This window comes from Nocardia sp. NPDC059236, from assembly GCF_042754085.1.
Taxonomy (GTDB): Bacteria; Actinomycetota; Actinomycetes; order Mycobacteriales; family Mycobacteriaceae; genus Nocardia.
The window spans coordinates 17,248-41,119 of record NZ_JBHZAF010000009.1 but is presented as its reverse complement, the minus strand read 5'-3'; the positions used below and the strand labels follow the sequence as shown (position 1 = coordinate 41,119).

General features: G+C 68.3%; 19 protein-coding genes. 7 read left to right on the top strand and 12 right to left on the bottom strand.

From position 1 onward, the window contains the following. Positions 1-3: 3 nt before the first annotated feature. From ACFXIV_RS23755 to ACFXIV_RS23730, 6 genes are all read right to left on the bottom strand, one after another. Positions 4-873 carry an MlaE family ABC transporter permease gene (locus ACFXIV_RS23755; protein ID WP_379403256.1) on the bottom strand — a complete coding sequence of 290 codons (870 nt, stop codon included), beginning with the start codon at positions 871-873 and terminating at the stop codon, positions 4-6. Then, positions 873-1,703: an MlaE family ABC transporter permease gene (locus ACFXIV_RS23750; RefSeq protein WP_379384824.1), complete on the bottom strand. Its 831-nt coding sequence runs from the start codon at positions 1,701-1,703 to the stop codon at positions 873-875. The genes ACFXIV_RS23755 and ACFXIV_RS23750 overlap by 1 nt, the downstream gene beginning before the upstream one ends. 299 nt (positions 1,704-2,002) lie before the next feature. Continuing rightward, complete coding sequence (locus ACFXIV_RS23745) at positions 2,003-3,292, bottom strand: NAD(P)/FAD-dependent oxidoreductase (RefSeq protein ID WP_379403255.1); 1,290 nt, start codon at positions 3,290-3,292, stop codon at positions 2,003-2,005. Further along, a complete protein-coding gene (locus ACFXIV_RS23740; RefSeq protein ID WP_354849896.1) occupies positions 3,289-3,471 on the bottom strand; it encodes a rubredoxin in 183 nt (60 codons plus the stop codon). Before ACFXIV_RS23740 ends, ACFXIV_RS23745 begins: the two co-directional genes overlap by 4 nt. Then, the gene (locus ACFXIV_RS23735) at positions 3,468-3,653 is read right to left on the bottom strand and encodes a rubredoxin (RefSeq protein WP_379384828.1); all 186 of its coding nucleotides are present in this window, start codon (positions 3,651-3,653) and stop codon (positions 3,468-3,470) included. The genes ACFXIV_RS23740 and ACFXIV_RS23735 overlap by 4 nt, the downstream gene beginning before the upstream one ends. Continuing rightward, positions 3,653-4,891 carry an alkane 1-monooxygenase gene (locus tag ACFXIV_RS23730; RefSeq protein ID WP_379403254.1) on the bottom strand — a complete coding sequence of 413 codons (1,239 nt, stop codon included), beginning with the start codon at positions 4,889-4,891 and terminating at the stop codon, positions 3,653-3,655. The genes ACFXIV_RS23735 and ACFXIV_RS23730 overlap by 1 nt, the downstream gene beginning before the upstream one ends. Positions 4,892-4,999: 108 nt before the next feature. Between ACFXIV_RS23730 and ACFXIV_RS23725 the strand changes: the two genes are divergently transcribed. Then, complete coding sequence (locus tag ACFXIV_RS23725; protein WP_379403253.1) at positions 5,000-5,608, top strand: TetR family transcriptional regulator; 609 nt, start codon at positions 5,000-5,002, stop codon at positions 5,606-5,608. A 46-nt stretch (positions 5,609-5,654) separates the two neighbouring features. Here ACFXIV_RS23725 and ACFXIV_RS23720 read toward each other — a convergent pair whose 3' ends face one another. Then, on the bottom strand, positions 5,655-7,604 hold the full coding sequence (locus tag ACFXIV_RS23720) for a GMC family oxidoreductase (RefSeq protein WP_379403252.1): 1,950 nt from the start codon (positions 7,602-7,604) through the stop codon (positions 5,655-5,657). A gap of 124 nt (positions 7,605-7,728) precedes the next feature. Here ACFXIV_RS23720 and ACFXIV_RS23715 point away from each other — a divergent pair, with 124 nt between their 5' ends. From ACFXIV_RS23715 to ACFXIV_RS23695, 5 genes are all read left to right on the top strand, one after another. Then, complete coding sequence (locus ACFXIV_RS23715) at positions 7,729-8,208, top strand: pyridoxamine 5'-phosphate oxidase family protein (protein WP_379403251.1); 480 nt, start codon at positions 7,729-7,731, stop codon at positions 8,206-8,208. Between the two features lie 113 nt (positions 8,209-8,321). Then, a complete protein-coding gene (locus tag ACFXIV_RS23710; RefSeq protein ID WP_379403250.1) occupies positions 8,322-8,987 on the top strand; it encodes a respiratory nitrate reductase subunit gamma in 666 nt (221 codons plus the stop codon). Positions 8,988-9,089: 102 nt separating this feature from the next. Then, positions 9,090-13,379 carry a TIR domain-containing protein gene (locus tag ACFXIV_RS23705; protein WP_379403249.1) on the top strand — a complete coding sequence of 1,430 codons (4,290 nt, stop codon included), beginning with the start codon at positions 9,090-9,092 and terminating at the stop codon, positions 13,377-13,379. Beyond that, positions 13,376-14,260, top strand: a complete 885-nt coding sequence (locus tag ACFXIV_RS23700) for a DUF4231 domain-containing protein (RefSeq protein ID WP_379403248.1) — start codon at positions 13,376-13,378, stop codon at positions 14,258-14,260. Before ACFXIV_RS23705 ends, ACFXIV_RS23700 begins: the two co-directional genes overlap by 4 nt. Positions 14,261-14,371: 111 nt before the next feature. Further along, positions 14,372-17,383, top strand: a complete 3,012-nt coding sequence (locus tag ACFXIV_RS23695) for an alpha-mannosidase (protein WP_379403247.1) — start codon at positions 14,372-14,374, stop codon at positions 17,381-17,383. A gap of 55 nt (positions 17,384-17,438) precedes the next feature. On the opposite strand, the gene ACFXIV_RS23690 is transcribed toward ACFXIV_RS23695, so the two are convergent. The 4 genes from ACFXIV_RS23690 to ACFXIV_RS23675 all read right to left on the bottom strand — a co-directional run bounded on the left by ACFXIV_RS23690 (position 17,439) and on the right by ACFXIV_RS23675 (position 20,693). After that, complete coding sequence (locus ACFXIV_RS23690; RefSeq protein ID WP_379403246.1) at positions 17,439-17,870, bottom strand: hypothetical protein; 432 nt, start codon at positions 17,868-17,870, stop codon at positions 17,439-17,441. Between the two features lie 628 nt (positions 17,871-18,498). Next, positions 18,499-18,849, bottom strand: a complete 351-nt coding sequence (locus ACFXIV_RS23685; RefSeq protein ID WP_379384847.1) for a hypothetical protein — start codon at positions 18,847-18,849, stop codon at positions 18,499-18,501. A gap of 133 nt (positions 18,850-18,982) precedes the next feature. After that, on the bottom strand, positions 18,983-19,198 hold the full coding sequence (locus ACFXIV_RS23680) for a hypothetical protein (protein ID WP_379403245.1): 216 nt from the start codon (positions 19,196-19,198) through the stop codon (positions 18,983-18,985). A 115-nt stretch (positions 19,199-19,313) separates the two neighbouring features. Continuing rightward, on the bottom strand, positions 19,314-20,693 hold the full coding sequence (locus ACFXIV_RS23675; RefSeq protein ID WP_379403244.1) for an ABC1 kinase family protein: 1,380 nt from the start codon (positions 20,691-20,693) through the stop codon (positions 19,314-19,316). Between the two features lie 170 nt (positions 20,694-20,863). On the opposite strand from ACFXIV_RS23675, the gene ACFXIV_RS23670 reads away from it, so the two are divergent. After that, the gene (locus ACFXIV_RS23670; protein WP_379403243.1) at positions 20,864-22,414 is read left to right on the top strand and encodes an acyl-CoA carboxylase subunit beta; all 1,551 of its coding nucleotides are present in this window, start codon (positions 20,864-20,866) and stop codon (positions 22,412-22,414) included. 16 nt (positions 22,415-22,430) lie between these two features. Here the strand turns inward: ACFXIV_RS23670 and ACFXIV_RS23665 are convergent, their stop codons facing one another. Continuing rightward, a complete protein-coding gene (locus ACFXIV_RS23665) occupies positions 22,431-23,810 on the bottom strand; it encodes a lipase family protein (RefSeq protein WP_379403276.1) in 1,380 nt (459 codons plus the stop codon). Positions 23,811-23,872 lie beyond the last annotated feature (62 nt).

Here is a 23,872-nt window from a genome sequence, read left to right as displayed (position 1 = left end):
GTTTCACCCCGAGATCCGGATGCCGACATCCAGGCCCCAGATCACGATCGTGAGGATCATGTCCAGGATGACCACCAGCACCAGGCTGGCGCGAATGGCCCGGCCGGAGGCCCGGCCCACGCCCTCCGGGCCGCCCGAGGCGTAGAAGCCCTGGTAGCCGTGGATGAGAATGATGACGACCACGAAGATCGTCGCCTTGACCAGCGAGGCCAGCACATCGCCGGGCTGCAGGAAGGCGTCGAAATAGTGGTAGTAGGTACCCGAGGACTGCCCGTGCAGCACGTTCACCACGGTCGCGCACGACAGGTACGACAGGATCAGCGTGAGCAGGTGCAGCGGCACGATGGTGATCACGCCCGCGATCACGCGGGTGGTCACCACGAAGGGCATGGGCCGGATGCCGATGGCCTCCAGCGCGTCGATCTCCTCGGAGATGCGCATGGCCCCGATCTCGGCCGTCATGCGGCAACCCGCCTGGGCCGCAAAGCCGATGGCCGCCACCATGGGCGCCATCTCGCGGGTATTGGCGTAGGCGGAGACGAACCCGGTGAGCGGGCCCATGCCGACCATGTTCAGCGCGGTGAAACCCTCCACCCCGATGGAGCCGCCGACCGCGATGCCCAGGAACGCCAGCACCGCGACGGTGCCGCCGCCGACGATGATCGCCCCGGAGCCCCAGGTGATGTCGGACAGGATGAGCATGGTCTGACGCCGGTAGATCCGCAGCGTGTGCGGGACGGCGGCGAGCACCTCGTAGACGAAAGTCGCCTGGTGGCCCAGGGATTCGAAGACGGACATGGGCGCCTGCGCGCTCGCGCCGATGACCCGGCCCGCCGTCCCGAGCGGCGCGTATCTGGCGGGTACCTGTGTCATCAGCCCACCTGCGTCGGGATGAACATCGAAACCAGCTGGGTGATCACCAGATTCACGCCGAAGGCGGCGATCACGCCGATCACCACCGCGGCGTTCACGGCATTGGCCACCCCGCGCGGGCCGGCCGTGGCCTCGAGTCCGCGCTGACAGGACACCACCAGCACGATCACCCCGAAGACGATCGACTTCGCGATGGCCACCCACAGGTCGGTCAGCTTGGCGAAGGCCGCGAACGCGGACAGGTAGGAGCCGGGCGTCACGCCCTGGAAACCGACGGCGATCACATAGCCGGTGAACACGCCCATGAAGATGATCAGCATGCACAGCAGCGGCGTGAGCGCGATCATGGCCGCCAGCCGCGGCGCGACCAGCCGGCGCACCGGGTCGATTCCCATGACGCGCAAGGCATCCACTTCGTCGCGAATGGTGCGCGCACCCAGATCCGAGGCGATGGCCGACCCGGCCGCGCCGCCCAGCAGCAGCGCGGTCACCATGGGCGCGCCCTGCCGGATCACGCCCAGGCCGCCGGCCGCGCCGGACACCGAACTCGCGCCCACCTGCTGGGTCAGGCTCCCCACCTGCACCGCCACGATGACGCCGAACGGAACCGACACCAGCACAGCGGGAATCGCCGTCACGCTGACGATGAACCAGCCCTGCTGTAGCGTGTCACGCCACGGATGGCGCAGTGTGACGATGTCGACGACCAGGAACCGGAACGCCGCGATCGCCAGCTGAATGGTGCGTCCGAATGTCCGCAGCCCCGAGAGAACGAATTCGATTGCCTGCCGTACCAACGGTTCCGGCCCCCGAACAGCCTTGTCGACCAATGTTCACCACCCCACAGCCCCACTGTTGGTCGATGCCGACCGGTCCCTCTGCTGACCGGTTCGAACTGACCGAGACAGTAATACAGATTTCGGACTGACGTGTCAGTCTTCACGGAAATACTCGCGCACTTGACAGGGGCCCACCGGCCGGGGAAAGATGCGCGCGCCGCGCGAATAGCATGTCCTACCAGCAGGTTTCAGCAATGAGTCGGCAAATGCGAAATGCCGCTGAACCATTCGACTGGTCCAGCGGCATTTCGGATTTTGCGGGCGGTTAGCTCAACTGCGGGCGCATGCCCTCACGACTGTCCGGACAGTGCGACCGCCTCGGCCAGCGGCCGGGATTCGTCGACGCAGGCACCGGGATCCAGCACCGCGCCCCGCCCGATCAGGTCCCTTGCGGCCCGGAACTCCGCCGGCCGGGCAATGGCCACCGCACCGGTCGCGCGGCCCTCGCGCAGCGCGAGCACCGTCGCGTCCCCGGCCTCGACCCGGCCCCGCACCACCAGCTCGTCACCGGCGTGGATTACGCCCGCGAACTGCACGTTCCGGCCATACTGCATCGACCAGCCCCAGGGGACCTCAGCAGCCGCGGCGGGCAGTCCCAGCATCGATCGGGCCGCCGCCGCACCCTGGGACTGGGCGCTGTTCCAATGCTCCTCGCGCCGATACCCGCCCGACACAGGATCGAATCGGGCCACCGCGTCACCGGCCGCATAGACCCCGGGCGCGGATGTCCGATAGTGCTCGTCCACCCGAATCCCGTCACCCACTGCGAGCCCGGCGGCCTCGGCGAGCCGAGTGTCCGGGACAGATCCGATCGCGACCAGCATCGCGGCCGCCGTCCAGGTGCTGTCATCGGCGGCCACGGCGACCACCTCCGCACCGTCCTGGGCGAGATGCGTCAGCCGGACGTCGGTGTGGATCGCGACCCCGTTGTCCGCGTGCAACTTCCGGAGGTAATCGCCGATCGCCCGTGGCGCGACGCGCTCCAGCGGCACGGCCGCCGCGTCCAGCACCGTGACCTCCGCACCCAGCCCCCGTGCGGTTGCCGCGACCTCGCAGCCGATCAGCCCGGCCCCGACGATCAGCAACGATCCACCCTGTGCGATCGCCTCCCGCAGGACCTCCGCATCCGCCCGGCCGCGCAGCATGTGGATCCGCTCGCTCGTGTCGGGACGCCGTCCCCCGATCTCGACACCCCTGCGGTCGAGATCGGGGCGGACCGGCGTGGCAGCCATCGACAATGCGCGCGGCCGGGCTCCGGTGGCCAGTAGCAGGGTGTCGTAGCCGATCGCCGTGCCGTCGGCCAGCCACACCAGCGCCGGGCCCGGGTCGATGGATTCGACCGTGGTGCCGGGGCGCAGGTCGATCCGGTGGGTGTGCCAGAAGTCCATGGGCTGCAACAGGGTCCGGCGGTCCTCGACGGTTCCGGCAAGGAGTTCCTTCGACACCATGGGGCGGCGGTACGGGTGGCCGGGTTCCGCGCCGAGCAGCACGATCTCGCCGGTGTAGCCCTCGGTGCGCAGGGTGCGGGCGGCGGTGGCACCCGCGACGCCTGCGCCCACGATGACGATGCGGCCGCTCACGCGCGGCTGACCTCGACCATCTCGAAATCGCTCTTGGCAGCGCCGCAATCCGGGCAGGACCAGTCGTCGGGGATGTCGTCCCAGCGGGTGCCGGCGGCGATGCCGTCCTCGGGCCAGCCCAGGGCCTCGTCGTATTCGAAGCCGCACTGCAGGCAGCGGAAGAGTTTGTAGTCGCTCATGAGTGGTGTCCTGTCGAGGTGGAAGTGGGTTCGAAATCGACCTTTTCGCGCACCCCGCAGTCGGGGCAGCACCAGTCGTCGGGGACGGCGGACCAGGGGGTGCCGGCCGGGAAGCCTTCCCGCGGCGCGCCTTTCGCCTCGTCGTAGACGTAATCGCAGACCGGGCAACGGTAGGACGACATCACGCCACCCCGTACTTCGCCAGCACGCGCGCACGCTTGCGGGGCTGGATGTTCACCTTGGTGATGTCGCCCGAATAGTGGTCGAGCACCCGATGATCCATCACCCGCCGCCACAGTGGCGGGAAGTAAGCCAGCGAGATCATGCTGGCGTAGCCGCTGGGCAGGTTCGGCGCGCCGTCCATACTGCGCAGCGTCTGATAACGGCGGGTGGGGTTCGCGTGATGGTCGCTGTGCCGCTGCAGGTGGTACAGGAAGATATTCGTGACGATGTGATCGGAGTTCCAGCTGTGCTCCGGGGTGCACCGCTCGTAGCGGCCGCTGGCGGTCTTCTGACGCATGAGGCCGTAGTGCTCGAGGTAGTTGACGGTCTCGAGCAGGGTGAAACCGTAGATCGCCTGGATCACCAGCCAGGGCAGCACCGCCGGGCCGAAGACCGCGGCCAGCACGCCCCACAGCACCACCGACATCAGCCAGGCGTTGAGCACGTCGTTTCGAATCGTCCACGGGCGCTTGCCCAGTCGCTCCAGTCGCTTGGCCTCCAGCTCCCACGACGAGCGCAGGCTGCCCCACACGCTGCGCGGCAGGAAGGACCAGAACGTCTCGGCGAAGCGGGCGCTGGCCGGATCCTCGGGCGTGGCCACCCGCACGTGATGGCCCCGGTTGTGCTCGATGTAGAAGTGGCCGTAGAAGGTCTGGGCGAGCGTGATCTTCGACAGCCAGCGCTCCAATTCGTCCTTCTTGTGGCCGAGTTCGTGCGCGGTGTTGATGCCGACGCCGCCCATGACACCCATGCTCAGCGCCAGGCCGATCTTGGAGACCACGCCGAGGCCGCCGTCGATGCCCAGCCAGGACAGGTCGCTCGCGGTCCACAGGTAGCAGGCGACGGTCAGGCTCAGCAGCTGGAAGGGAATGTAGGTGTAGACGCAGTACCGGTAGTACTTGTCGTTCTCCAGGTACTCCATCACCTCGTCGGGCGGGTTCTGGCCGTCCGGGCCGAAGAAGCGGTCCAGCACCGGCAGCAGCCCGTACACCAGCAGCGGGCCGATCCACCACCAGACCGGGGCGACGACCGACCAGCCGAGTTCGTTGAACGCCCACACCAGCACCATCGCCACGAACAGGGCGGTCGGGGGTACGAGACCGAACAACCACAGATACCGCTTGCGGTCACGCCACTGGGGGCGGGCCGAAGCCTCCGGCTCCCGGCTGCGTCCAACTCGAGAACGAGACGTCGTCATTGCCGTACTCCTTGCATTTACACTTTCCGAAGAACTGTATTCATTAGATACACTGTGATCCAGTCTGTCAACGACGGGACGAAAGTTGAGCTCATGTACCATCAGGACGTGGTTGAAGCGCCGAACTTCCAGACAGAGATGCGGCAGTTGCTGCGCGAGCGGATCGTCGAGGCCGGGCGGCGCATAGTGATCACCGAGGGCTGGGGCGCGGTGAACATGTCACGGCTGGCCAAGGAGGTCGGCGTGAGCCGGCCGGTGCTCTACAAGGAATTCGCCAACAAGCACGAGCTCGCCGAAGTGGTGGTCCAGCAGGAAGTCGACGAGTTCCTGGTCGGCATCGCCGAGAGCCTGGCCGCGCATCCCGCGGACGTGGCGGCCGGCATGACCCAGGCGGTCGATTTCACGCTGCGGACGGGCGCCGACAACACTTTGCTCAAGGCGGTGCTGGCCGGGCGATCGGCGACCGATACCGCCCTGCTGCCGGTCTTGATGACCGAGACCGAACCCGTGCTGGGCCGCGCGATCACCGCGGTGTCGGCGGCCATCCGGGCCCAGTACGGGCTCGCCGGGATGGACGACGCCGAACTGACCTCGATGACCGAGGTGCTGGTCCGGCTCGCCCTGAGCCATCTGTTCCAGCCGACGGGCCCGATCGACCGGGCCGTCGGCCAGATCCATCGGGTGATCGTCGGCGCCTTCGGCGCGGCGCTGGAATAGGCTGCCGCGCAGGCGGATCGGGCTATCTCGCCACGTCGGGACGAAGTCAGGTCAGGCGCGCGGCGAGCCTGGTGGCGTTCATGTGGGCGATGGCCTCGATGCTGACCATCGGGTTCACGCCGGAGGCGGTCGGGAAGCAGGAGCCGTCGGCCACCACGATATTCGGGACGTCCCAGGTGACACCGTCGGGATTGGTGGCCGAATCCGCGGGTGAGCCGCCCATGCGGGCCGAGCCCATGATGTGCAGCGCGCCCATCGAGCACCGGCCCGGCGCGTACCCGGCCGCGGCGGCCTGCGCGGCGAACTCCTCGTGCGAACCGCTCGCGCCGGGCTCGTAGCCGACGCCGGCCTGATGGCCGGAGAAGATCCGCTCCGCCCCGGCCGCCTCCAGAATGCGTGCGGCATTGACGATTCCGATGTGCGTGTGGGCGGCGTCGCGGGCGGAGATCCGGTAGCGCACCACCGCCTCACCCCGGCGGTCGGTCTCGACCGAGCCGTGGTCGCGGTCGCGGGTGATCACGCCGACGGCAACGGTATTGGCGAGCTTCAGCATGCGGTCGCGATGGGCGGCCGCGCCGGTCCAGGCCTGGAAGCCGACCGACATGCCCGGTGTCATGGGGCCGGTCTCGTAGATGACGCCGTAACCGTTCCCGTCGAGGTCACGGTCCTGCTTGGAATACCGGGTCTGCATCCCGCCCTCCCAGGGGCGGATGTCCTCGTCGAAGACCCCGAAAACCGCTGTGGCCGGGTGCAATCGGAGGAAGTCGCCGATATTGCGGTTACCCAGGCCGGAACGGCGCAGCAGGGCGGGGGTCTGGATGGCCCCGGCGGCGACCACCACCGCACGGGCCCGCACCCAGACCGAACGACCCTCGGCCGTCACGGCTTCCACGCCAGTGGCACTGCCATTGGCGACCACGATGCGCCGCACATCGGTGCCCACGAACAGGCGCGCGCCCGCCTCGGCCGCATCCGCCAGCCAGGTCTTGACCACCGACTGCTTCGCGCCGATCCGGCAGCCGAAACCGCACCGCCCGCATTCGATTCCGGCATCGCAGTGGGTGACATTGCGGGGCAGCGGCTCGACGTGCCAGTCCAGCTTGCGCAGGCCGCGCTCGAGAATCTCGTCGCGGTGCGAGGCGGGTGAGTGGTCGAGGTTCACCCCGAGACGCGACACCACGGCCTCGAGGGCGTCGGTGTACTCCTGCTCGGCGAACTGCCGTGCGCCCAGCTTGGCCCATTCCGCGCGGACATCGTCCGGGGTGCGGAAGGAGGTGGTCCAGTTGACCACCGTGCCGCCGCCCAGCGCCGTCCCCGCGACCAGCCCGAGCTGGCCTTCGGCGGTGGCGGCCGGGCCGGGGGCGTACAGCTTCAGGAAGCCTTCCTTCTCCCCGATGCCGAAATCCGGATCGTCGTAGTACTCACCGCGTTCCAGCACCACCACGTCGAGCCCGGCCCGGGCCAGCACCGCCGCGGCGGTGCCGCCGCCCGCGCCCGACCCGATGACGACCACATCGCACACGACGGTGGTGTCGGCATCCGGACGCTGCGGGCTGAGCCCGCGCTGCGCGCCCTCGACCGGTCCGAAGGCGGGCGGAATACCGATCCGATCCCACACCGGATTGATCCCGGTGGGGCCGGGCGTCAAGTAATAGGAGGTGACCGCCGCCCCCTTCAATGCCTGGAACAGCGCCCGCTTCTGTTCGAGCCGCGAATTGGCCATCGCCAGCAGCCACCGCTCCCGGTCCTCGGCGCTCAGCCGCGAGAACTTCCGCCAGCCCGCGCCGTTGAGCAACCCGAACAGCCGTGAATCCCATACGCGCATCAGCAGTTCGAACTGCCGCCGCTCCGCGTCCCGCGGATTGCGCCCGAGTAGTTCGGTGACGGTGTCGACCACCCCCAGCTCGGAGGCCGCCGGCAGATCACCCCCGTCCCCCGGCGCGAAGCTGTCACACACCATTCCGAGTACGGCACGCCGCGCCGCGTCTGAAGCCATGCCGCCATCATGCGCCACACCCCCGCCGCTGTCCCGCCAAATGCGGCACACCGCCCTCACTTGTCTCGCCGGAATCCGGTTACCCTCGAATCGCCCCATCCGTCCGAACCGGTCAGGACCACGCGTGACACTCGACCAGAACTGGGATCGCATCCGCGACACCGTATCCCGCGCCGGACACTGCGCGATCGCCTCGGTGAATGCGGACGGTTCGCCGACTGTCACGCCGATCGGCACGGTCTTCCTGGGCGACACCGCGACCGGGTTCTACTTCGATCAGTACACCGAGGCGCTGGCCCGCAATCTCGATGTCGATTCCCGGGTGTGCGTGCTGGCCGTGGACAGCAGTCCGCTGTTCTGGTTCCGGTCCCTGCTGACGGCGCGCTTCCCCGCCCCGCCCGGGGTCCGTCTCTACGGCACCGTGGGCGCGAAGCGCCTCGCCACCGACGAGGAACTGCGGCAGGTACGGAATCGGGTGCGAATTCCCGTGCGCCTCAAAGGTGGCCGACTGCTGTGGTCGGATTTCAGCCACGTTCGGGATCTCACCTTCACCGATTATCGACCGGTTCGGTACCCGCACATGATGTCTCATCTCTGGCAGTAGTGGAGCCCGAGCGGGTCCGCCGGGTTGGCACGATTCGACACTTCTCTGCAGGCGTCGGGCGTGCGAAAGTTGCTCGGCGAGTAGTGCGGATTCCGACTCCGTGAGGTGAGGGCATGATGATCGCGTTGTGGGTGGCGCTGCCTTACGCCGCCATCCTGTCGTGCGCGATCGGGCATGTCTGGCGGTATCGGCGCGACGGGTTCCGCGGGTATCTGTATGGGCCGCACATCGATCGCGCACAGCGGGCCGGGATCACGGCGGTGCGCGCCGGCTTCCCGACCGTGTTCGTGGTGCGGGTCGTGGAAATGCTTGCGTCCGGGCCGCATTCGCGACCCGGCCACGGTATCCAGCTGGTGCTGGCGGCCATTCAGATCGTGGCCATCCCGGTGACCATCGCGGGGGTGGCGCTCATCCTGATACCGCCGCTGATCGACGCCGATATCCGGCAGCGGGTGACCCCGGTGGACCGAATCACGCTGCCGCTGCTGGCGGCGGCACTCATATCGGCCGTGCTGGTGACCTTCGACGGCGGGTCCACCGACGGCCGATACCGCACCGCCGAAACGCTTTTCACCTGGGCGCGCTCGCTGATCGCCCTGCATCCGGAGCCGGCGGTCATGGACCACGCCCCGATCCTGTACCAGGCGCGCGGACTCATCGTGGTGCTGATCATCGCGGTCTGGCCCTACACCCGCCTGGCCGGCATCCTCACCGTCCCCGTGGTGCGCGTCGTCCGCCAGGTCGCCGCCGCCCCCTACCGGTCCGCGCCGTCGGTCTGATCCTCCCGGACCGCGATTTCCGGGAGGTTGCTCCCATTCCCTGAGCAATTCGAGTAATGCGGTACTCAGGACGCGGCCGCCGGAGTTGGCAACACTCGGGCAATGGCGCGCATTTTCCTCAGCCATTCCAGCCGGGACAACCGGCAGGCTATCGCGCTGAAGGCCTGGCTCGTCGAGCAGGACCCGGCTCTGGTCGACGAGATCTTTCTCGACCTGGATCCCGACACGGGTATTGCGCCCGGGATCCGCTGGAAGGATGCCCTGGTCCGGGCCACTTCCCGGTGCGAGGCCGTGATCTGCCTGATCTCGGAGACATGGGATTCGTCGGCGGAATGCCGCACCGAGGTCCGGACGGCGGAGAACCTCAACAAACGAATTTTCGCCGTGCGTCTGGAACCGTTCGTGAGCCGCGAATCCACCCGGGAGTGGCAGCAGAGCGATCTGTTCGGCCCCGGCCCCATGACAGCCATCCCGGTGCCCGGGGGTCCGCCCGTCGAATTCGCGAGCGAGGGCCTGCGGCGGCTGCGGCGCGGATTGCGCGAAGCAGGTATCGGGGCCGAATACTTCGAGTGGCCGCCGCCGAATGATCCCGGGCGCGCGCCCTATCGCGGATGGGAGCCGTTCGAAGCGATCGACGCGGCCGTGTACTTCGGCCGGGACGCCCAGATCGTGCGCGGCCTGGACATGCTGCGCGGCATGCGGGCCGCCCGCGTCGAGAACCTGTTCGTCATCCTCGGCCCGTCGGGCGCCGGCAAGTCGTCGTTCCTGCGGGCGGGACTACTCCCCCGGTTGCGCCGCGACGACCGGCATTTCCTGGTGCTCGACATCGTCCGGCCCGAACGCGCCGCGGTGACGGGTCCGATCGGCCTGGCCGCAGCACTGTTCGAGGTGCGGCAACGGCTGGGCCTCACCCGACCCACCCTCGGTGCGATCAAGGCGGCATGCGCGTCCGATCCGAGGCAGGTCACCACCTGGCTGCGAGAGGTACAGGCGGCCGCTACGGACGGCTCGCCGGATTCGAGCGACACCGCGCCGCCGACCCTCGTGCTCCCGGTGGATCAGGCCGAGGAACTGTTCGGCGGTGAGGCCGGACCCGAGGCCGGGCTGTTCCAGTCGATTCTCACCCGGCTCGTCGCCGACGGCCTGGATCTCATTGCCGCACTGACCATTCGGGCCGACCGCTACGAGCCGCTGCAGACCTCGCCCGCGCTGGCGGCAGTGAAGAGCGTGGTGTTCGACGAATTGCGTCCCCTGCAGCCCGCGCGGTTCGCCGAGGTCGTCCAGGGCCCGGCAGAGCGCGCGACCGCGGCCGGCAATCCGCTCGTGGTGCGCGAGGATCTCGTGGAACGGCTGCTCGCCGACTGCGCGGACAGCGCGAATCCGCTGCCGCTGCTGTCCCTGACACTGTGGCGGCTGTACCTCGACTACGCCGCCGCCGGAGAACTGACCGTCGCCGACTACCAGGCGATGGGCGGGATGGCGAACGTGGTCGAGTCGGAGATCGATTCGATTCTCACCCAGGACGACTCGGTCCGGCCGCGGCAACTGGCCGAGTTGCGCGCCGCCTTCGTGCCCTGGCTGGCCACCATCGCCCCGGACCACGACCAGCCGCTGCGCCGCATCGCGCGCCTGAGCGACCTACCCGCCACCAGCCGCCCGCTCATCGCCGCGTTCGTCGACCATCGGCTGGTGGTCCAGGACGAACGCGGCGGCGAGGCCACCGTCGAAGTGGCGCTGGAAAGCCTGCTCAGCGAATGGCCCGCGCTCGCCCAATGGCTGCGCGAGGAGGCCACCGATCTGCGCACCGCCGACGGCCTCGACCGCGCCGCCGCCGAATGGGAGAACAGCGGACGCGACGAGGCCTGGCTGATGGCGGGCGCCCGGCTCCACGAGGCCGAAAAAGTCGCCGCGACACCGAATTTCGCCGATCGACTGGCCTGCGCGCGTGAGTTCCTCACCGCCTCCCGGCAGCGGCAGGACGCCGAGACCGCAGCCGAACAGCGCCGCCACGACAAGGAACTGAACGACGCGCGCGCCTACGCCGCCGGACTACGCCGCCGGTCACATATCCTGCGGGCGGTGCTGGCGCTCACCCTCATCGCGGCCCTGGTCGCCGGATTCTTCGCCGTCCGAGCCACATTGGCGCAGAACGAGGCCAGTCAGCGGCTCCACGAAGCGACCGCACTGCGCCTGGTCTCCGAGGGGCAAGCCATGCTCGCCGGGGCACGGCCCGGCGGCGACACGCGAGCCATACAGCAGATCCTCGCGGCGCGCCAGATCGGCTCGCATCCCGACGACGGCGCGGTCCTCGACGCGCTGTCCGTCACGGCCGACGAAGTGAAGATATTCAACACGCCCGCACAGAATTCCGTCACGGCATTCGCCGTCAGCCCGGATGGGCGGCGTGCGGCGTCGGCGAGTGCGGGAGCCATACAGCTGCGCGACGGCAGCACCGGTCAGGCGACGGGGGCATCATTCACCGCGCACAACAACAGCACGGTGACCGGTCTGGCGTTCAGCGCGGATGGGGCCCGGCTCGCGTCCGCAGGCAATGACGGAACAGTGCAGGTATGGGACGCACGGAACGGCTTGCATCTCGCCGGTCCGTTTCGGACTGGAAAGTACGCGGTCATTTCGATCACGTTGAGTTCCGACGGGCGCCGCTTCGCGGCAGGAATGTTCCCCAGCACCATTCAGATATGGGATGTGGATACGGGACAACAGCTCCACGTCGTGCAGGGAACCGGAACACCCCTGCAGATCGCGTTCCTGCCCGATGGAAAACACCTTGTCGCCACTGCCGATTCCGGATTGCAACTCTGGGACGCGGAAACCGGCGACGCGGTCGCACACACACCTGACCAGGACTACAACGCCGCATTCGCCGTCGCCGTATATCCGGGCGGCAGTCTTGTCATGTCCGGCGGCATCGACAACCTCGTCCATTTCTGGGACGCGACCACCTTGCAGCCGGTCGGGTCGGTGCTCAGCGGCCATGCGGACAGCGTGGGAGCCGTCGCATTCAGTGCGGATGGGCGCCGCGTGGTATCCGGCAGCTTCGATGGAACGATCCTCGTGTGGGACGCCGCATCCCGGCAGCCAATCGGCCATCCTCTGCTCGGGCATCGTGGGGGTGTCACCGGCGTGGGTTTCAGCGCCGACGGGCATGTCGTGCTGTCGGGCGGCGATGAAACCGTCCGGGTATGGGACGCCGATGCCGCCGCCACCATCGGCACGACCTTGGCCACCAACGATGACGCGGTGACGTCCATTCATTACAACGCGGACGGCACTCGACTGGTGTCGACCGGCTCCCGGAACAATCGGGATACGAGTATTCCCGGCATCATTCGCTTGTGGGACGCCGGCACCGGGACCCTCCGAACGAGCATTCCCACAGACCCGATGATTCCCTACAATGCGTTCTTCAGTCCAGACGGCAATCGGATCATCGCCTACGAAATCGGATTCGAAGCCCCGTCAGTTCCCGTCGTCACGAGCAGCTATGACCTGAACTTCGCCTACGCCCTCGCAACCTTCGACGCCAACACCGGTGCACCATTGAGCAAATGGGAGATCGACGCTCAGAAATCGGTCAGCGCGACGATGCTGAGCCCGGACGGAACCACCCTCGCCACTGTCGGCGGCGTGGTGCCGAAGAACTTCCTCACGGAGGGCGTCCGGGCGTACGACCCCACCTCGCCATCGTTCGGGCTGGATTTCAGCGTCGACCTGTGGGATTCGAGCAGCGGGCATCCTATCGGAACTCCGATCGATGAGCATTCGGCGGTCAGCGCCGTCGCGTTCAGCCCGGACGGGCGGCGCATTGTTACAAACGGCGGTTTCGCCCAACTCCGGATGTGGGATGTGGATTCTCACCGTCAGATCGGTGAGCCGTTCTCCGACATCGATTCTCCCAGGTTTCTAGCGTTCAGCCCCGACGGCCGCCGACTCGCGGCGGCGACCGACGAATCCATCCGTCTGTTCGATGTCAATTCCAGGAAGGTCATCGGCGAATCGATGCGAGATCCCATGCGGGCGATCGACGCCATCTCGTTCAGCTCTGACGGCCGATACCTGATCGCGGCCGCAGGCAAGACGATTCGAATCTGGGATGCTGCCTCGGGCCTGAGCATCGGAAGGCCGATGGCCGGCCCCGCCGACACTATCACCGTTCTGGCCGTCGACCCCGACGGCCGCCAACTGGTGACCGGCAGCGACAAGGACGGAATCATCAGCGTGTGGCCCGGTCCCGCCGTCTGGCCGGAGCGGTTGTGCGACAAACTCAGCGCGAACATGAGCCACAAGGAGTGGAACAAGTGGGTGTCACCGAGCATCCCCTACCGCAAGGCTTGCCAGAACCTGCCGGTCGCACCGGACGCGGGCACATGAGCACGAACGACGACGAGGTCGTCGCCGAACTCTGGGCCGAACGACTGCGCTGGTCACAAACCGCCGGGCGGCTGAAACACCGCCTCGATCGGGCGCGGATCACCGCGTTCGCGGCCGGCACCCTCGGAGCGTTGTGCACGACCACCACCGCGACCGTGCTGCATTCCGGCGGCCCGGCACGAACCTGCGCCGCCGCCCTCGGCGCGGTGTGCCTGACCCTCGCCGCCTTCGTCGGAATCCAGTTCCTCACCCCCGATACCGTCCGGGCATGGACGCGGGCGCGCGCGACCTCGGAGGGCATCAAGCGGCTGATCTACGAATTCCGCGCCGGCGCCGTGATCGGCATCGACGCCCTGCGTCACAAGGCCGCCGAAATCGTCACCGCCGCGACGGATCTGCTGCCCTACGTCGACTCCGATGCGATGCCGGGGACCCCGCCGCCGGCCGCCATGACACCGGAAACATATGTTCAGCAACGGATTCGGGGTCAAATCGACGACTACTACCGGCCGATGGCCCGCCGGTACACGCAGCGCACGGTGCGCTGGCGCCGGTTCGCGATAGCCCTGGGCATGGCGACCGCGCTGATCGCGGCCGCCGCCGCCATCACCCCGGGCACCGGACCCACCGCCCTGGCGCCCTGGGTCGCGGTCCTCACCACGGCCACCGCCAATATCGCCGCCTACCTGACCGCCCAGCGCTACGACTACCTGGCCATGACCTTCCTGGCCGCCGCCCATCACCTCCAGAGCCTCGCCGACGACCGCGCCACAAGCGTGATCACCGACTGGCCCGCCTTCGTCGCCGCCTGCGAATCCGTCATCGCCACCGAGAACACCGCCTGGATGGCCAAGTGGTCCGAACAGGACAGCGCCCGTTGAGAATCGGCCCGCGCCAACGGTGCGATCTTCCCGGCCCGCGGACCCCGGGCCGCTAGAGTCGGGCTCGGCACGGTTTGCCGGTCCCGACCCACGCCCGAGGGAGCCACCGTCATGCACGATGACCGCCGGTTGATCGAAGACAGGCTCGGGCGAGTGCTCGACCGCATCGTCCCCGCCGTGTATCCGGAGTCGGTGCCGCTGCGGGCATCGATCTGGGCGGCGCCGGGCGAACCGGTGCCGGTCGCCGAGGGGCTGGCCGCGCCTCGGATTCCGACCGGGCCGGGCGCCTGCTGGGGTGCGCCGTGGGGCACCAGCTGGCTCACCGTCGAGGGGACGGTGCCGCCGAGCTGGGCGGGCCGGACCGTCGAGGCGATCATCGATCTCGGGTTCGACCAGGGCATGACCGGATTTCAATGCGAGGGCCTGGTGTATCGCGCCGACGGGACGCCGGTGAAGGGGCTGCATCCGCGGAATCGGTGGGTACGCGTGGCGGCGCCCGCGGCCGGGGGCGAGCAGGTGCTGCTGCATGTGGAGGCGGCGTCCAATCCGGTCATTCCGTTCTTCGGGCCGACCGCGCTCGGCGATCGGGAAACCGCCGGGACCGAGCCCCAATACCGTTTGGGCCGCATGGATCTCGCGGTGTTCGACGAGGAGGTCTGGCAGCTGGTGCAGGACCTCGAGGTGCTCGGGGAACTCATGCACGAGATGCCGGAGGATCCCGCGCGGCGCTACGACATCGTGCGGGCCATCGAGCGCGCACTCGACGCCATCGATCTCCAGCACGTGAACGCGGGCGCGAGCGCCGCCCGCGCCTGCCTGGCCGAGGCGCTGGCCCGGCCCGCCATCCCCTCGGCACACCGCATCTCCGCGGTCGGGCACGCGCACATCGACACGGCCTGGCTGTGGCCGTTGCGCGAGACGGTGCGCAAGGTGGCGCGGACCGCCGCCTCCATGACCGCCCTGCTCGACGACGACCCCGACTTCATCTTCACCATGTCCCAAGCGGCGCAATACGACTTCCTCAAACAGCACCGGCCCGAGATCTACGCGCGGGTCAAGGCGGCGGTGGCCGAGGGGCGGTTCGTGCCGGCCGGCGGCATGTGGGTGGAGTCGGATACCAATATGCCGGGCTCCGAGGCCATGGCGCGGCAGTTCGTGCACGGCAAACGGTTCTTCCTCGCGGAGTTCGGCATCGAGAACGAGGAGGCCTGGCTGCCCGACACCTTCGGCTTCGCGGCCGGGCTGCCGCAGATCATCAAGGCGGCGGGCTCCAGATGGCTGCTGACACAGAAGATCTCGTGGAGCCAGACCAACCAGTTCCCGCACCACACCTTCCTGTGGGAGGGCATCGACGGGACCCGCATCTTCACCCACTTCCCACCCGTCGACACCTACAACTGCTCGATGCAGGGCCGCGAAATCGCTCATGCGGCACGGAATTTCAAGGAGAAGGGGCGGGCGACCCGGTCGCTCGCACCGACCGGGTGGGGTGACGGCGGCGGCGGAACCACCCGCGAGATGGTCGCCAAGGCCGCCCGCATGCGCGATCTCGAGGGCGCGCCCACGGTCCGGTGGGACCGGCCCGCCGATTTCTTCGCCGCCGCCGAGGCCGAGTACCCGAATCCGGCGGTGTGGGTGGGCGAGCTGTACCTGGAGCTGCATCGCGCGACCCTGACCAGCCAGGCCAGGACCAAGCAGGGCAATCGGCGCAGTGAGCATCTGCTGCGCGAGGCCGAACTGTGGGCCGCCACCGCGGCCGTGCGGACCGGGTTCGAGTACCCCGCCGCCGAGCTGGACCGGCTCTGGAAAACCGTACTGTTGCACCAGTTCCACGACATTCTGCCGGGCTCCTCGATCGCGTGGGTGCATCGGGAGGCCGAGCGCACCTACACCGAGGTCGCCGCCGAGCTGTCGGCGATCATCGAACGCGCACAGTGGGCCCTGGGCGGTGAACGGTCGGGGCCGAACGTCTTCAATCCGGCGCCGCACGCCTGGCGCGGAATTCCCGCCGGTGGCGCAGCGACCGAGGAGCCGGGCCGGGACTGCACCGTGGCCGAGCGGACCGGCGGCGGGTTCGTGCTGGCGAACCGCCTGGTGCGGGCCGAGGTGGACGGGCGCGGACTGCTGGTGTCGCTGTACGACATCGAGCACGACCGTGAGACCCTGCCGCCCGGTGCGGCGGCGAATCTGCTACAGCTGCACCAGGATTACCCCAACTCGTGGGATGCCTGGGATGTCGATCGCTTCTACCGCAACAGCGTCGCCGACCTGGCCGGCATCGACTTCCTTGCGGCGGAGACGGATTCACCGGCAGCGGTCGTGATTCGCCTCGGGCGGTCCTTCGGGTCCTCGACCGTCGAGCAGACCCTCACCCTGCGATCGAACGACCCGGCCCTGGAGATCGCCACCTCCGTCGACTGGCACGAGACGGAGAAATTCCTCAAACTCGCCTTCCCCCTGGACATTCACGCCGACCGCTACGCGTCCGAAACCCAGTTCGGCCACCTCTTCCGACCCACCCACACCAATACCAGCTGGGAGTACGCCAAGTTCGAGGCGTGCAATCACCGCTTCGTCCACCTGGCGGAACCCGGCTGGGGCGTGGCCCTGGTCAACGACTCCACCTACGGCCACGACCTCACCCGCACGATCCGGCCGGACGGGGGCGCCACCGTGACCGTGCGCGCCTCCCTGCTGCGTGCGCCGCGATTCCCCGACCCCCATACCGACCAGGGCACCCATCATTTCCGGCACGCCCTGGTCCCGGGCGCCTCGATCACCGACGCGGTCCGGGCGGGATACCGAATCAACCTGCCGCCCTTCACACCCGGCGTCGCCGAGCCCGTCGCCCCGCTGGTCACCGTCGACAACGACGATGTGGTGACCAGCGCTGTCAAACTCGCCGACGACGGATCCGGCGATGTGATCGTGCGCGTCTACGAGGCCGGTGGCGGCCGCGCCTCGGCGCTGCTGACCCCCGAGTTCGCGACCACCGGATACCACTGCTGCGACCTGCTGGAGCGACCACTGCCCGGCGAGACGACCGCGACGCCGGAGGGCCGGGGAATTCGATTGCGACTGAGGCCTTTTCAGCTGGTGACTCTCCGCTTCGGCCGTCGGTGACCCTATTTCGTTCCGAACTCCGAAAACCCATGTCCCACAGTGGACATGACTTATTTCAGGTCGACCGCACATAGTTGAATCGCCGACCACTCTGATCGAGCGAACTGAAATTCCCGACCATGGTTCCGGGCCCCGGACAGATGAAGGCCGTACTCTTCACCATCGCCGTCTGATTGCCCGGCCGCGCGACATCCTCGCCACTGTCGGTCAGACGCAGAGTGGCCGAGAATCCACCGGACGGAATGACCGTGTAGATGCCCTCACCGTTCCCGAGCCTGGCACTGCGGAAAGCGATGCCGCCCGTGCCGTCGAAACTCAGTACATTCGTCGAGTCCTCCGCCGCGGTGAATTGACCGCGATAGTCCCCGAGGCTCGCCCCGCACGATCCCGCGGCGAGGCCGGAGGGCGCGGTGGCGGTCAGTGCGGCGGAAAGGGCCAGCGTGAGCGCCCCCGCGATGGCAATCCTCGAACCCGGCCCAGCGGTCATTCGGCTTCCTCCCGGTCGGACAACCCGGGTAGTGAACAATAGAATCGGGCAAATCTCCCGCAGACACGCCAGTTCGTCATCGAAACGTGCGCTGGTACAGCCCATAAACCAATAGTCCGAAAACGATCTATTCCGACCGATCAGTCTTTTTGCGCCGCAGCCGAATTCACAACCCTGAACACATGATCAGCAGGTCGGCGACATTCCGAGGCGACGTAGCCTCCCACGAATTGCATTGAGCTGGTTGTACCGTCGCATTCCATGACACGAAAGAAAGCCATCGGCCTGCTCGTGAGTGCATTCGTTTGTGCAGCCGTGTTCACCATGAACCCCTCCGCGGCGTGGGGTTCGGGTGACATCGGGACACCCGATCCCGGAGCAGGGGCTCCCCACTCCTCAGTTCCCGCCGGCAATGTCCCGGCGGCACCGGCGCCGGAAAGGATCGTTCCGGTCCCGCCACCCGCCGGTGGATTCCTCTGCCCGACTGCCTGACACATTCCCGCGTCCGTCCACCCGTCCACTCCCGCTCGCCTCGTGCCGTAGCCCACGCGAGAAAGGCTTCCGGCACGAGCGGCTTCGGCCCTGGGGAATGCCGCCGCCGAGATCGAATCCGGCCGCAGTCACCCGATCAGGCCGCAATCGCCGAGGAGAGCTGCCGCAATGCGAGCTGCGGATCAGCGACATCCACGACCAGGCGGGTGATCTCCGACCCCGCCAGATCGATCAGCACGCCCTGACCGTCGAAACGCGTATCCCAGAACTCTTTCCGGCCCTTGCCCCGGAAGATGCCGGCGGCGATCACGCCCGGGAAGAACGTGCCCGGCGCCCGCACCCACGGCGGGCGCAGATCCACCGGCGCGGGCGCGAGGGCGGTGACCTGCGACAGGTCGAAGCTCACGTGATCACGCAGCGCGAGCAGCCGGTGAGCGCCGGTGACCCGCACCGTCACAGTGGTTCCGGTGACCTCGATTTCGACCATTCCGCACCTCACGCGCTCGCCCGACACTGTTTCCGTCATCCACAGTGCCGGGCGATACTGGTCGTAGCCTGAGCGTTTCCTGGCTCTTCTCTCAGGCTTTCACACCGCGGCCGTACGCCGTCCCGGCCGGCCGTCACGCCTTTCCGGTCAGCTCCGCGACCATGCGCTTCGCCTGCGCCCGCGCCTCCGCGCGCACCTCCTTCACCTCGGCCCTGCTGAGCCGCGGGAACGGCTGCTGCCCGGCGCGCGCCCGGGCCACCGACGCGGCCCGCACACTCTGCTCGGCCCGGGTCCGGGCCTGGTCCAGCCGGCCGGCGATCATCTCGGCGAGGACGTTGTTGTTCGACATCGTTGTTCTCCTTGTTCCGGTGCCGGAGCTGGTGTTTCCGGCTACGAGAAGAACAATGACGCCCGCCGCTGACGAGCCACCGACAGCGCGCTGACCACGCCCGCGGGGGCCGCTGTCAGTCGGTGGGGAGGGTGACGCCGTCCTCGGCGGCCTTGGCGGCCACCTCCGCGGGGAAGATGTTGCGGAACAGGTACAGGTCGCGGCCGAGCTTCCAGCCGGGGGCCAGGGCCACCGCGTAGCGCTCGAAGTAGCCGAGCTGCTTGCCCATCATGACCAGCTGCTGCGGGCCCGACGTGCCGCGGCGCTTGCCGAATTCCAGCAGGCGGGCCGAGACCACGCCGAGGTCGAGCTTGTCGAGGCTGCCCGAGAGCACCGGGCCCAGGGCCACGGCGAGCTGGCGGCCGATGGTGGCGTCGTCACCGCTGTCGTCGGCGACCAGATCCAGTGCGCGCAGGGCGCGGGCGACCGGACGGAAGTCGTTGTCGATGGAGCTGGCGTAGAACAGGGCGCGCACGAACTCGCGCCACTCGGACTCCATCCGGCCGACGATGCCGAAATCGAGCATGGCGACGCGGCCGTCGTCGAGCAGCCACAGGTTGCCGGCGTGCACGTCACCGTGGAAGAGACCGTGCACCGCGACCGATTCCATCCACGCCTTCACCAGGCGGCGGATCAGCAGCTCCGGCTCGGGGTGCGCCGCGCGGATATCGTCGAAGCGGTCCAAGGGCATGCCGCGCATGCGTTCCATGCACAGCACCCGGGGTGCGCAGTACTCCCAATACACCTCGGGCACGGCCACATTGGTGTTGTCGCCGAAGGCCGTCAGATGGTCGCGGGCGCGGGTCTGGTTGTCGGCCTCGATGAGGAAGTTCAGCTCGGCGACGGTCGCCTCGTACAGATCCCGCACCACCGCCTGGGCATTGGCGACGCGGGCGTTCTCCGACCGCTTCTCCAGGGTGCGGGCCAGCCGCATGGCCGCGCGCAGATCCACGATCATGCGCCGGGCGATCTCGGGCCGCTGCACCTTCACCACCGCGGGCCGGCCATCGGCCAGCACGCACGCGTGCACCTGTGCGATGGAGGCCGCTGACAGCGGCTCGTCGTCGAACTCGCGGAACAGCTCCGAGATCGGCTTGCCCAGATCGGCCTCGATGATGGCGCGGGCGTCCGCGGCCGGAAAGGGCGGGACGTCGTCGAGGCAGCGCAGGCAGGCATCGGCCAGCTCGCGCGGGAACGCGCCCGGCGAGGACGCGATGAGCTGGCCCAGCTTCACGAACATCGGGCCGAGCGTCTCGAAACCGTTCACCAGGCCCTCGGCCGCGGCACGCTTGCGCTTGGCGGGACGCAGGCCGCCGCGCAGCACGCTGCCCACGACCGAGCCGCTCAGTACCACACCGACCACGGCGGTTCGCCGCCATTCCGAGAACCCGAAGGTGTCGAGGTCGGGCCGGATCACCTCGGGCGTCCCCGCTCGCACAGTCATAGGTGAGCTCACGCGCCGCAGTGTATCGCTGACATTGCTAACACCGCGGCACAGGTTACCGACACGTTCAGTAGTTTCTGGTCCGCACCGCACGGTACCGTGGTCGGTCGAGTCGCGATCCGGCTCGACACGGGCGCGATCGGGCCCACTCTGACTGTTGGCGGAAAGGCAAGACAGAGGTAATGACGGGTACAGCGGAAAAGCTGGCAGAACTGCGCAAGCTCCTGGAGATCGCCGAAGAACCCACCGGTGAGAAGGGCATCCAGAAGCGTCTTGCCAAAGGCGTCGCCAGCGCCCGAGAACGCGTCACGATGCTGCTGGACCCGGGCAGCTTCGTCGAGATGGGCGCGCTCATGCGCTCGCCCGGCCAGCCGAATGCCCTCTACGGCGACGGCGTGGTCACCGGGCGCGGCACCATCGACGGCCGCCCGGTCGTGGTGATCTCCCACGACTCCGGAGTACAGGGCGGCTCGGTCGGCGAGACCTTCGGCCGCCGCGTCCGGATCGCCATGGAATTCGCGTACAACAACGCCTGCCCGGTGGTCGTGATCAACGACTCCGGCGGCGCGCGCATCCAGGAGGGCGTCACGGCGCTGGCCTGGTACGCCACCATGTGCAGGCTGCAGGAGGACCTGTCCGGCTACGTGCCGATGGTCGCGGTCATGTTCGGCAAGTGCGCGGCCGGTTCGGTGTACGGGCCGGTGAACATGGACGTGCTGGTCGCCACCGACGACTCGTACATGTTCGTGACCGGGCCCGAGGTCATCAAGGGCATCACCGGCGAGGAGATCTCCGCCGAGGAGCTGGGCGGCGCGGCCGTCCAGGCCCGCAACGGACTGCTGCACCACGTGGCCAGGACCGAGGCCGACGCCCTGCAGTGGGCGCGCGAATACCTGAGCTACCTGCCGAGCAGCTGCCTCGAGCAGCCGCCGATCATCAACCCCGGCCTGGAGCCCGAGCTCACCGACTCCGACCGCGAACTGGACCGGATCATCCCGGATTCCGATCGCCAGGGCTACGACATGCACGAGGTGCTGCTGCGCATCTTCGACGACGGCGGGTTCCTCGAGATCGGTGAGGCCGCCGCGCAGAACCTCATCACCGGATTCGCCCGTGTGGACGGCCGGCCGGTCGGTGTCATCGCCAATCAGCCGATGGTGCTGGGCGGTGCGCTGGACGCGGCATGCTCGGACAAGGGCGCGTACTTCATCCGGCTGTGCGACGCCTTCAACATCCCGCTCGTCTACGTGGTCGACACCCCCGGCGTGCTGCCGGGTCTCGAGGAGGAGCGCAACGGCGTCATCAAGCGCGGCGGCCGTATGTTCCGCGCGCTCATCGAGGCCACGGTTCCGATCGTCACCATCGTGACCCGCAAGGCGTACGGCGGCGGGTACGCGGTCATGGGCTGCAAGCAGCTCGGCGTCGACATCAACCTGGCGTGGCCGACCGCCCGCATCGCGGTCATCGGCGCGGACGGCATGGTCACCGTCACCGGTAAGAAGACCCTCGCCGCCACCCCGCCCGAGCAGCGCGAGACCGTGCGCCAGCAGATGGTGGACTTCTACAACGCACTCATCGACAACCCGTGGGTGGCGGCCGAGCGCGGTTACATCGACGCGGTCATCGAGCCGTCGGCCACCCGCCTCGAGATCCGCAAGGCGCTGCGCCTGCTGCGCGAGAAGGACGCCGTCCGCAAGCACAACCCGCGCAAGCACAACCTGTTCCCGATCTGAGAACCGTTGCCCGCGGTCAACATTCGTTGGGCGCGGGCACACCCTGCAGGCGCTGGTCCAGCCAGCTCAGCGATTCCGGATAGCCGGTGGCCGCGGCGATGAAGTGTTCGCCGAACACACTGCGGTAGACCGCCGGCACGCCGAGTGCGCACTGTTCCTGGTAGAGGTTCTTCGCGCCCACGGCGGGTACCCAGAACTCCTGCTCGCCGTTGTAGATGAACAGCGGCACAGGGGATTTCCTACCGTCCATGCGGGTGATGCTGTAGATCTCGTGCGCCAGATCGCTGTCCAGCGGGTCCGGGATGTTCGCCGCGACGTCGATGGGCAGCTGCAGCACGCCCGGCACCGCAAAGACCTCGCTGCACTGGCTGTTGAGCGCCGACACCGCCGCCCACTGCCCCAGATGGTTCATGCGGGCCAGGATTTCGGGCCGCTCGCGGCCGATCCCGAAGACTGCGCTCAGGAACACCCCCGAGGCCAGATTGGCGTTCATGGAGTGCGCCAGCAGGCTGAAGTCCGCGGGCACCCCGCCCAGGGCCGCGCCGACCACCACGTCGGCCAGCTCGGGCGCGTACTCGGACATGAGCTTCACCGCGCCATTGGTGGCGATGGCCCCGCCGGAGTAGCCGATCATGCCGAACCTGCTGTCGCCCAGCTCATCCGGCAGCTGATTGCGGACCGCGCGAATGGCGTCCAGGATGGCGTGCCCGGCCACGATGGGCTCGGCGTAGGCCATGCGCGGACCCTCGTGGTCGGTGATCAGCACCGCGTAGCCGCGCAGCAGCGCCAGCTGGGTGGTGGGCAGGATGTACCCGGTGAAGTTGGAGGCCCGGGAGAAGCCGTGTGCGAGCGTGTAACTGGGGTTGCAGTCGCGGCCCAGCGCGTCGATGGGCAGGTTGTTGACCACCACCGGCCGCTCCCCCGGCCCGGTCCACTCGCCCACCGGCAGCACCAGACTGGCGATGCCGTAGGAGGGCTCGTCGTGAGAGTCGTTGGTGCGGTACTTCAGCTGCAGTACCTGCCGCACGGGCACGATCAGTGTGGGTGCGGCCGTGGCGGTTACGTCGCGGACCGCGACGATGCCACCCGGGTCGACGCCGTCGAGGCCGTCGGGCCAGTCGTCGACGAAGGAGTCGCCGATGGCGGCGGGCATGGCCGCGGCCCGCAGCGCCGCCAAATCCGGTGGCAGCTGGGCGGTGTCGACCAGCGGCGAGTCCGCCGGGGCCGGTGCCAGGGGCGGCGCGGGGATCACCTGGTCGATCCAGTGCTGGATGTCGGGCAGTGAGGGCAGGGCGATTCCGGGCGGACCGGGTGGGACCGCCGGTGCTCCGGTGTCGGGTGTTTGCGCGAATCCCGGTGCGGCACCGTAACCGACGATCGTGCACCATCCGATCATCAAGGCACCGGCGATATTTCGCAGGCGACGCAGCACAACACCCCCACGGATCAGAACTGTCT

Bases quoted from the DNA above. Each gene is read 5' to 3' on its own strand.
- ACFXIV_RS23755 (WP_379403256.1), bottom strand. From the start codon at position 873: ATGACACAGGTACCCGCCAGATACGCGCCGCTCGGGACGGCGGGCCGG.
- ACFXIV_RS23690 (WP_379403246.1), bottom strand. From the start codon at position 17,870: ATGACCGCTGGGCCGGGTTCGAGGATTGCCATCGCGGGGGCGCTCACG.
- ACFXIV_RS23700 (WP_379403248.1), top strand. From the start codon at position 13,376: ATGAGCACGAACGACGACGAGGTCGTCGCCGAACTCTGGGCCGAACGA.
- ACFXIV_RS23705 (WP_379403249.1), top strand. From the start codon at position 9,090: ATGGCGCGCATTTTCCTCAGCCATTCCAGCCGGGACAACCGGCAGGCT.
- ACFXIV_RS23695 (WP_379403247.1), top strand. From the start codon at position 14,372: ATGCACGATGACCGCCGGTTGATCGAAGACAGGCTCGGGCGAGTGCTC.
- ACFXIV_RS23680 (WP_379403245.1), bottom strand. From the start codon at position 19,198: ATGTCGAACAACAACGTCCTCGCCGAGATGATCGCCGGCCGGCTGGAC.
- ACFXIV_RS23685 (WP_379384847.1), bottom strand. From the start codon at position 18,849: ATGGTCGAAATCGAGGTCACCGGAACCACTGTGACGGTGCGGGTCACC.
- ACFXIV_RS23670 (WP_379403243.1), top strand. From the start codon at position 20,864: ATGACGGGTACAGCGGAAAAGCTGGCAGAACTGCGCAAGCTCCTGGAG.
- ACFXIV_RS23740 (WP_354849896.1), bottom strand. From the start codon at position 3,471: ATGAGCGACTACAAACTCTTCCGCTGCCTGCAGTGCGGCTTCGAATAC.
- ACFXIV_RS23730 (WP_379403254.1), bottom strand. From the start codon at position 4,891: ATGACGACGTCTCGTTCTCGAGTTGGACGCAGCCGGGAGCCGGAGGCT.
- ACFXIV_RS23665 (WP_379403276.1), bottom strand. From the start codon at position 23,810: ATGATCGGATGGTGCACGATCGTCGGTTACGGTGCCGCACCGGGATTC.
- ACFXIV_RS23720 (WP_379403252.1), bottom strand. From the start codon at position 7,604: ATGGCTTCAGACGCGGCGCGGCGTGCCGTACTCGGAATGGTGTGTGAC.
- ACFXIV_RS23735 (WP_379384828.1), bottom strand. From the start codon at position 3,653: ATGTCGTCCTACCGTTGCCCGGTCTGCGATTACGTCTACGACGAGGCG.
- ACFXIV_RS23710 (WP_379403250.1), top strand. From the start codon at position 8,322: ATGATGATCGCGTTGTGGGTGGCGCTGCCTTACGCCGCCATCCTGTCG.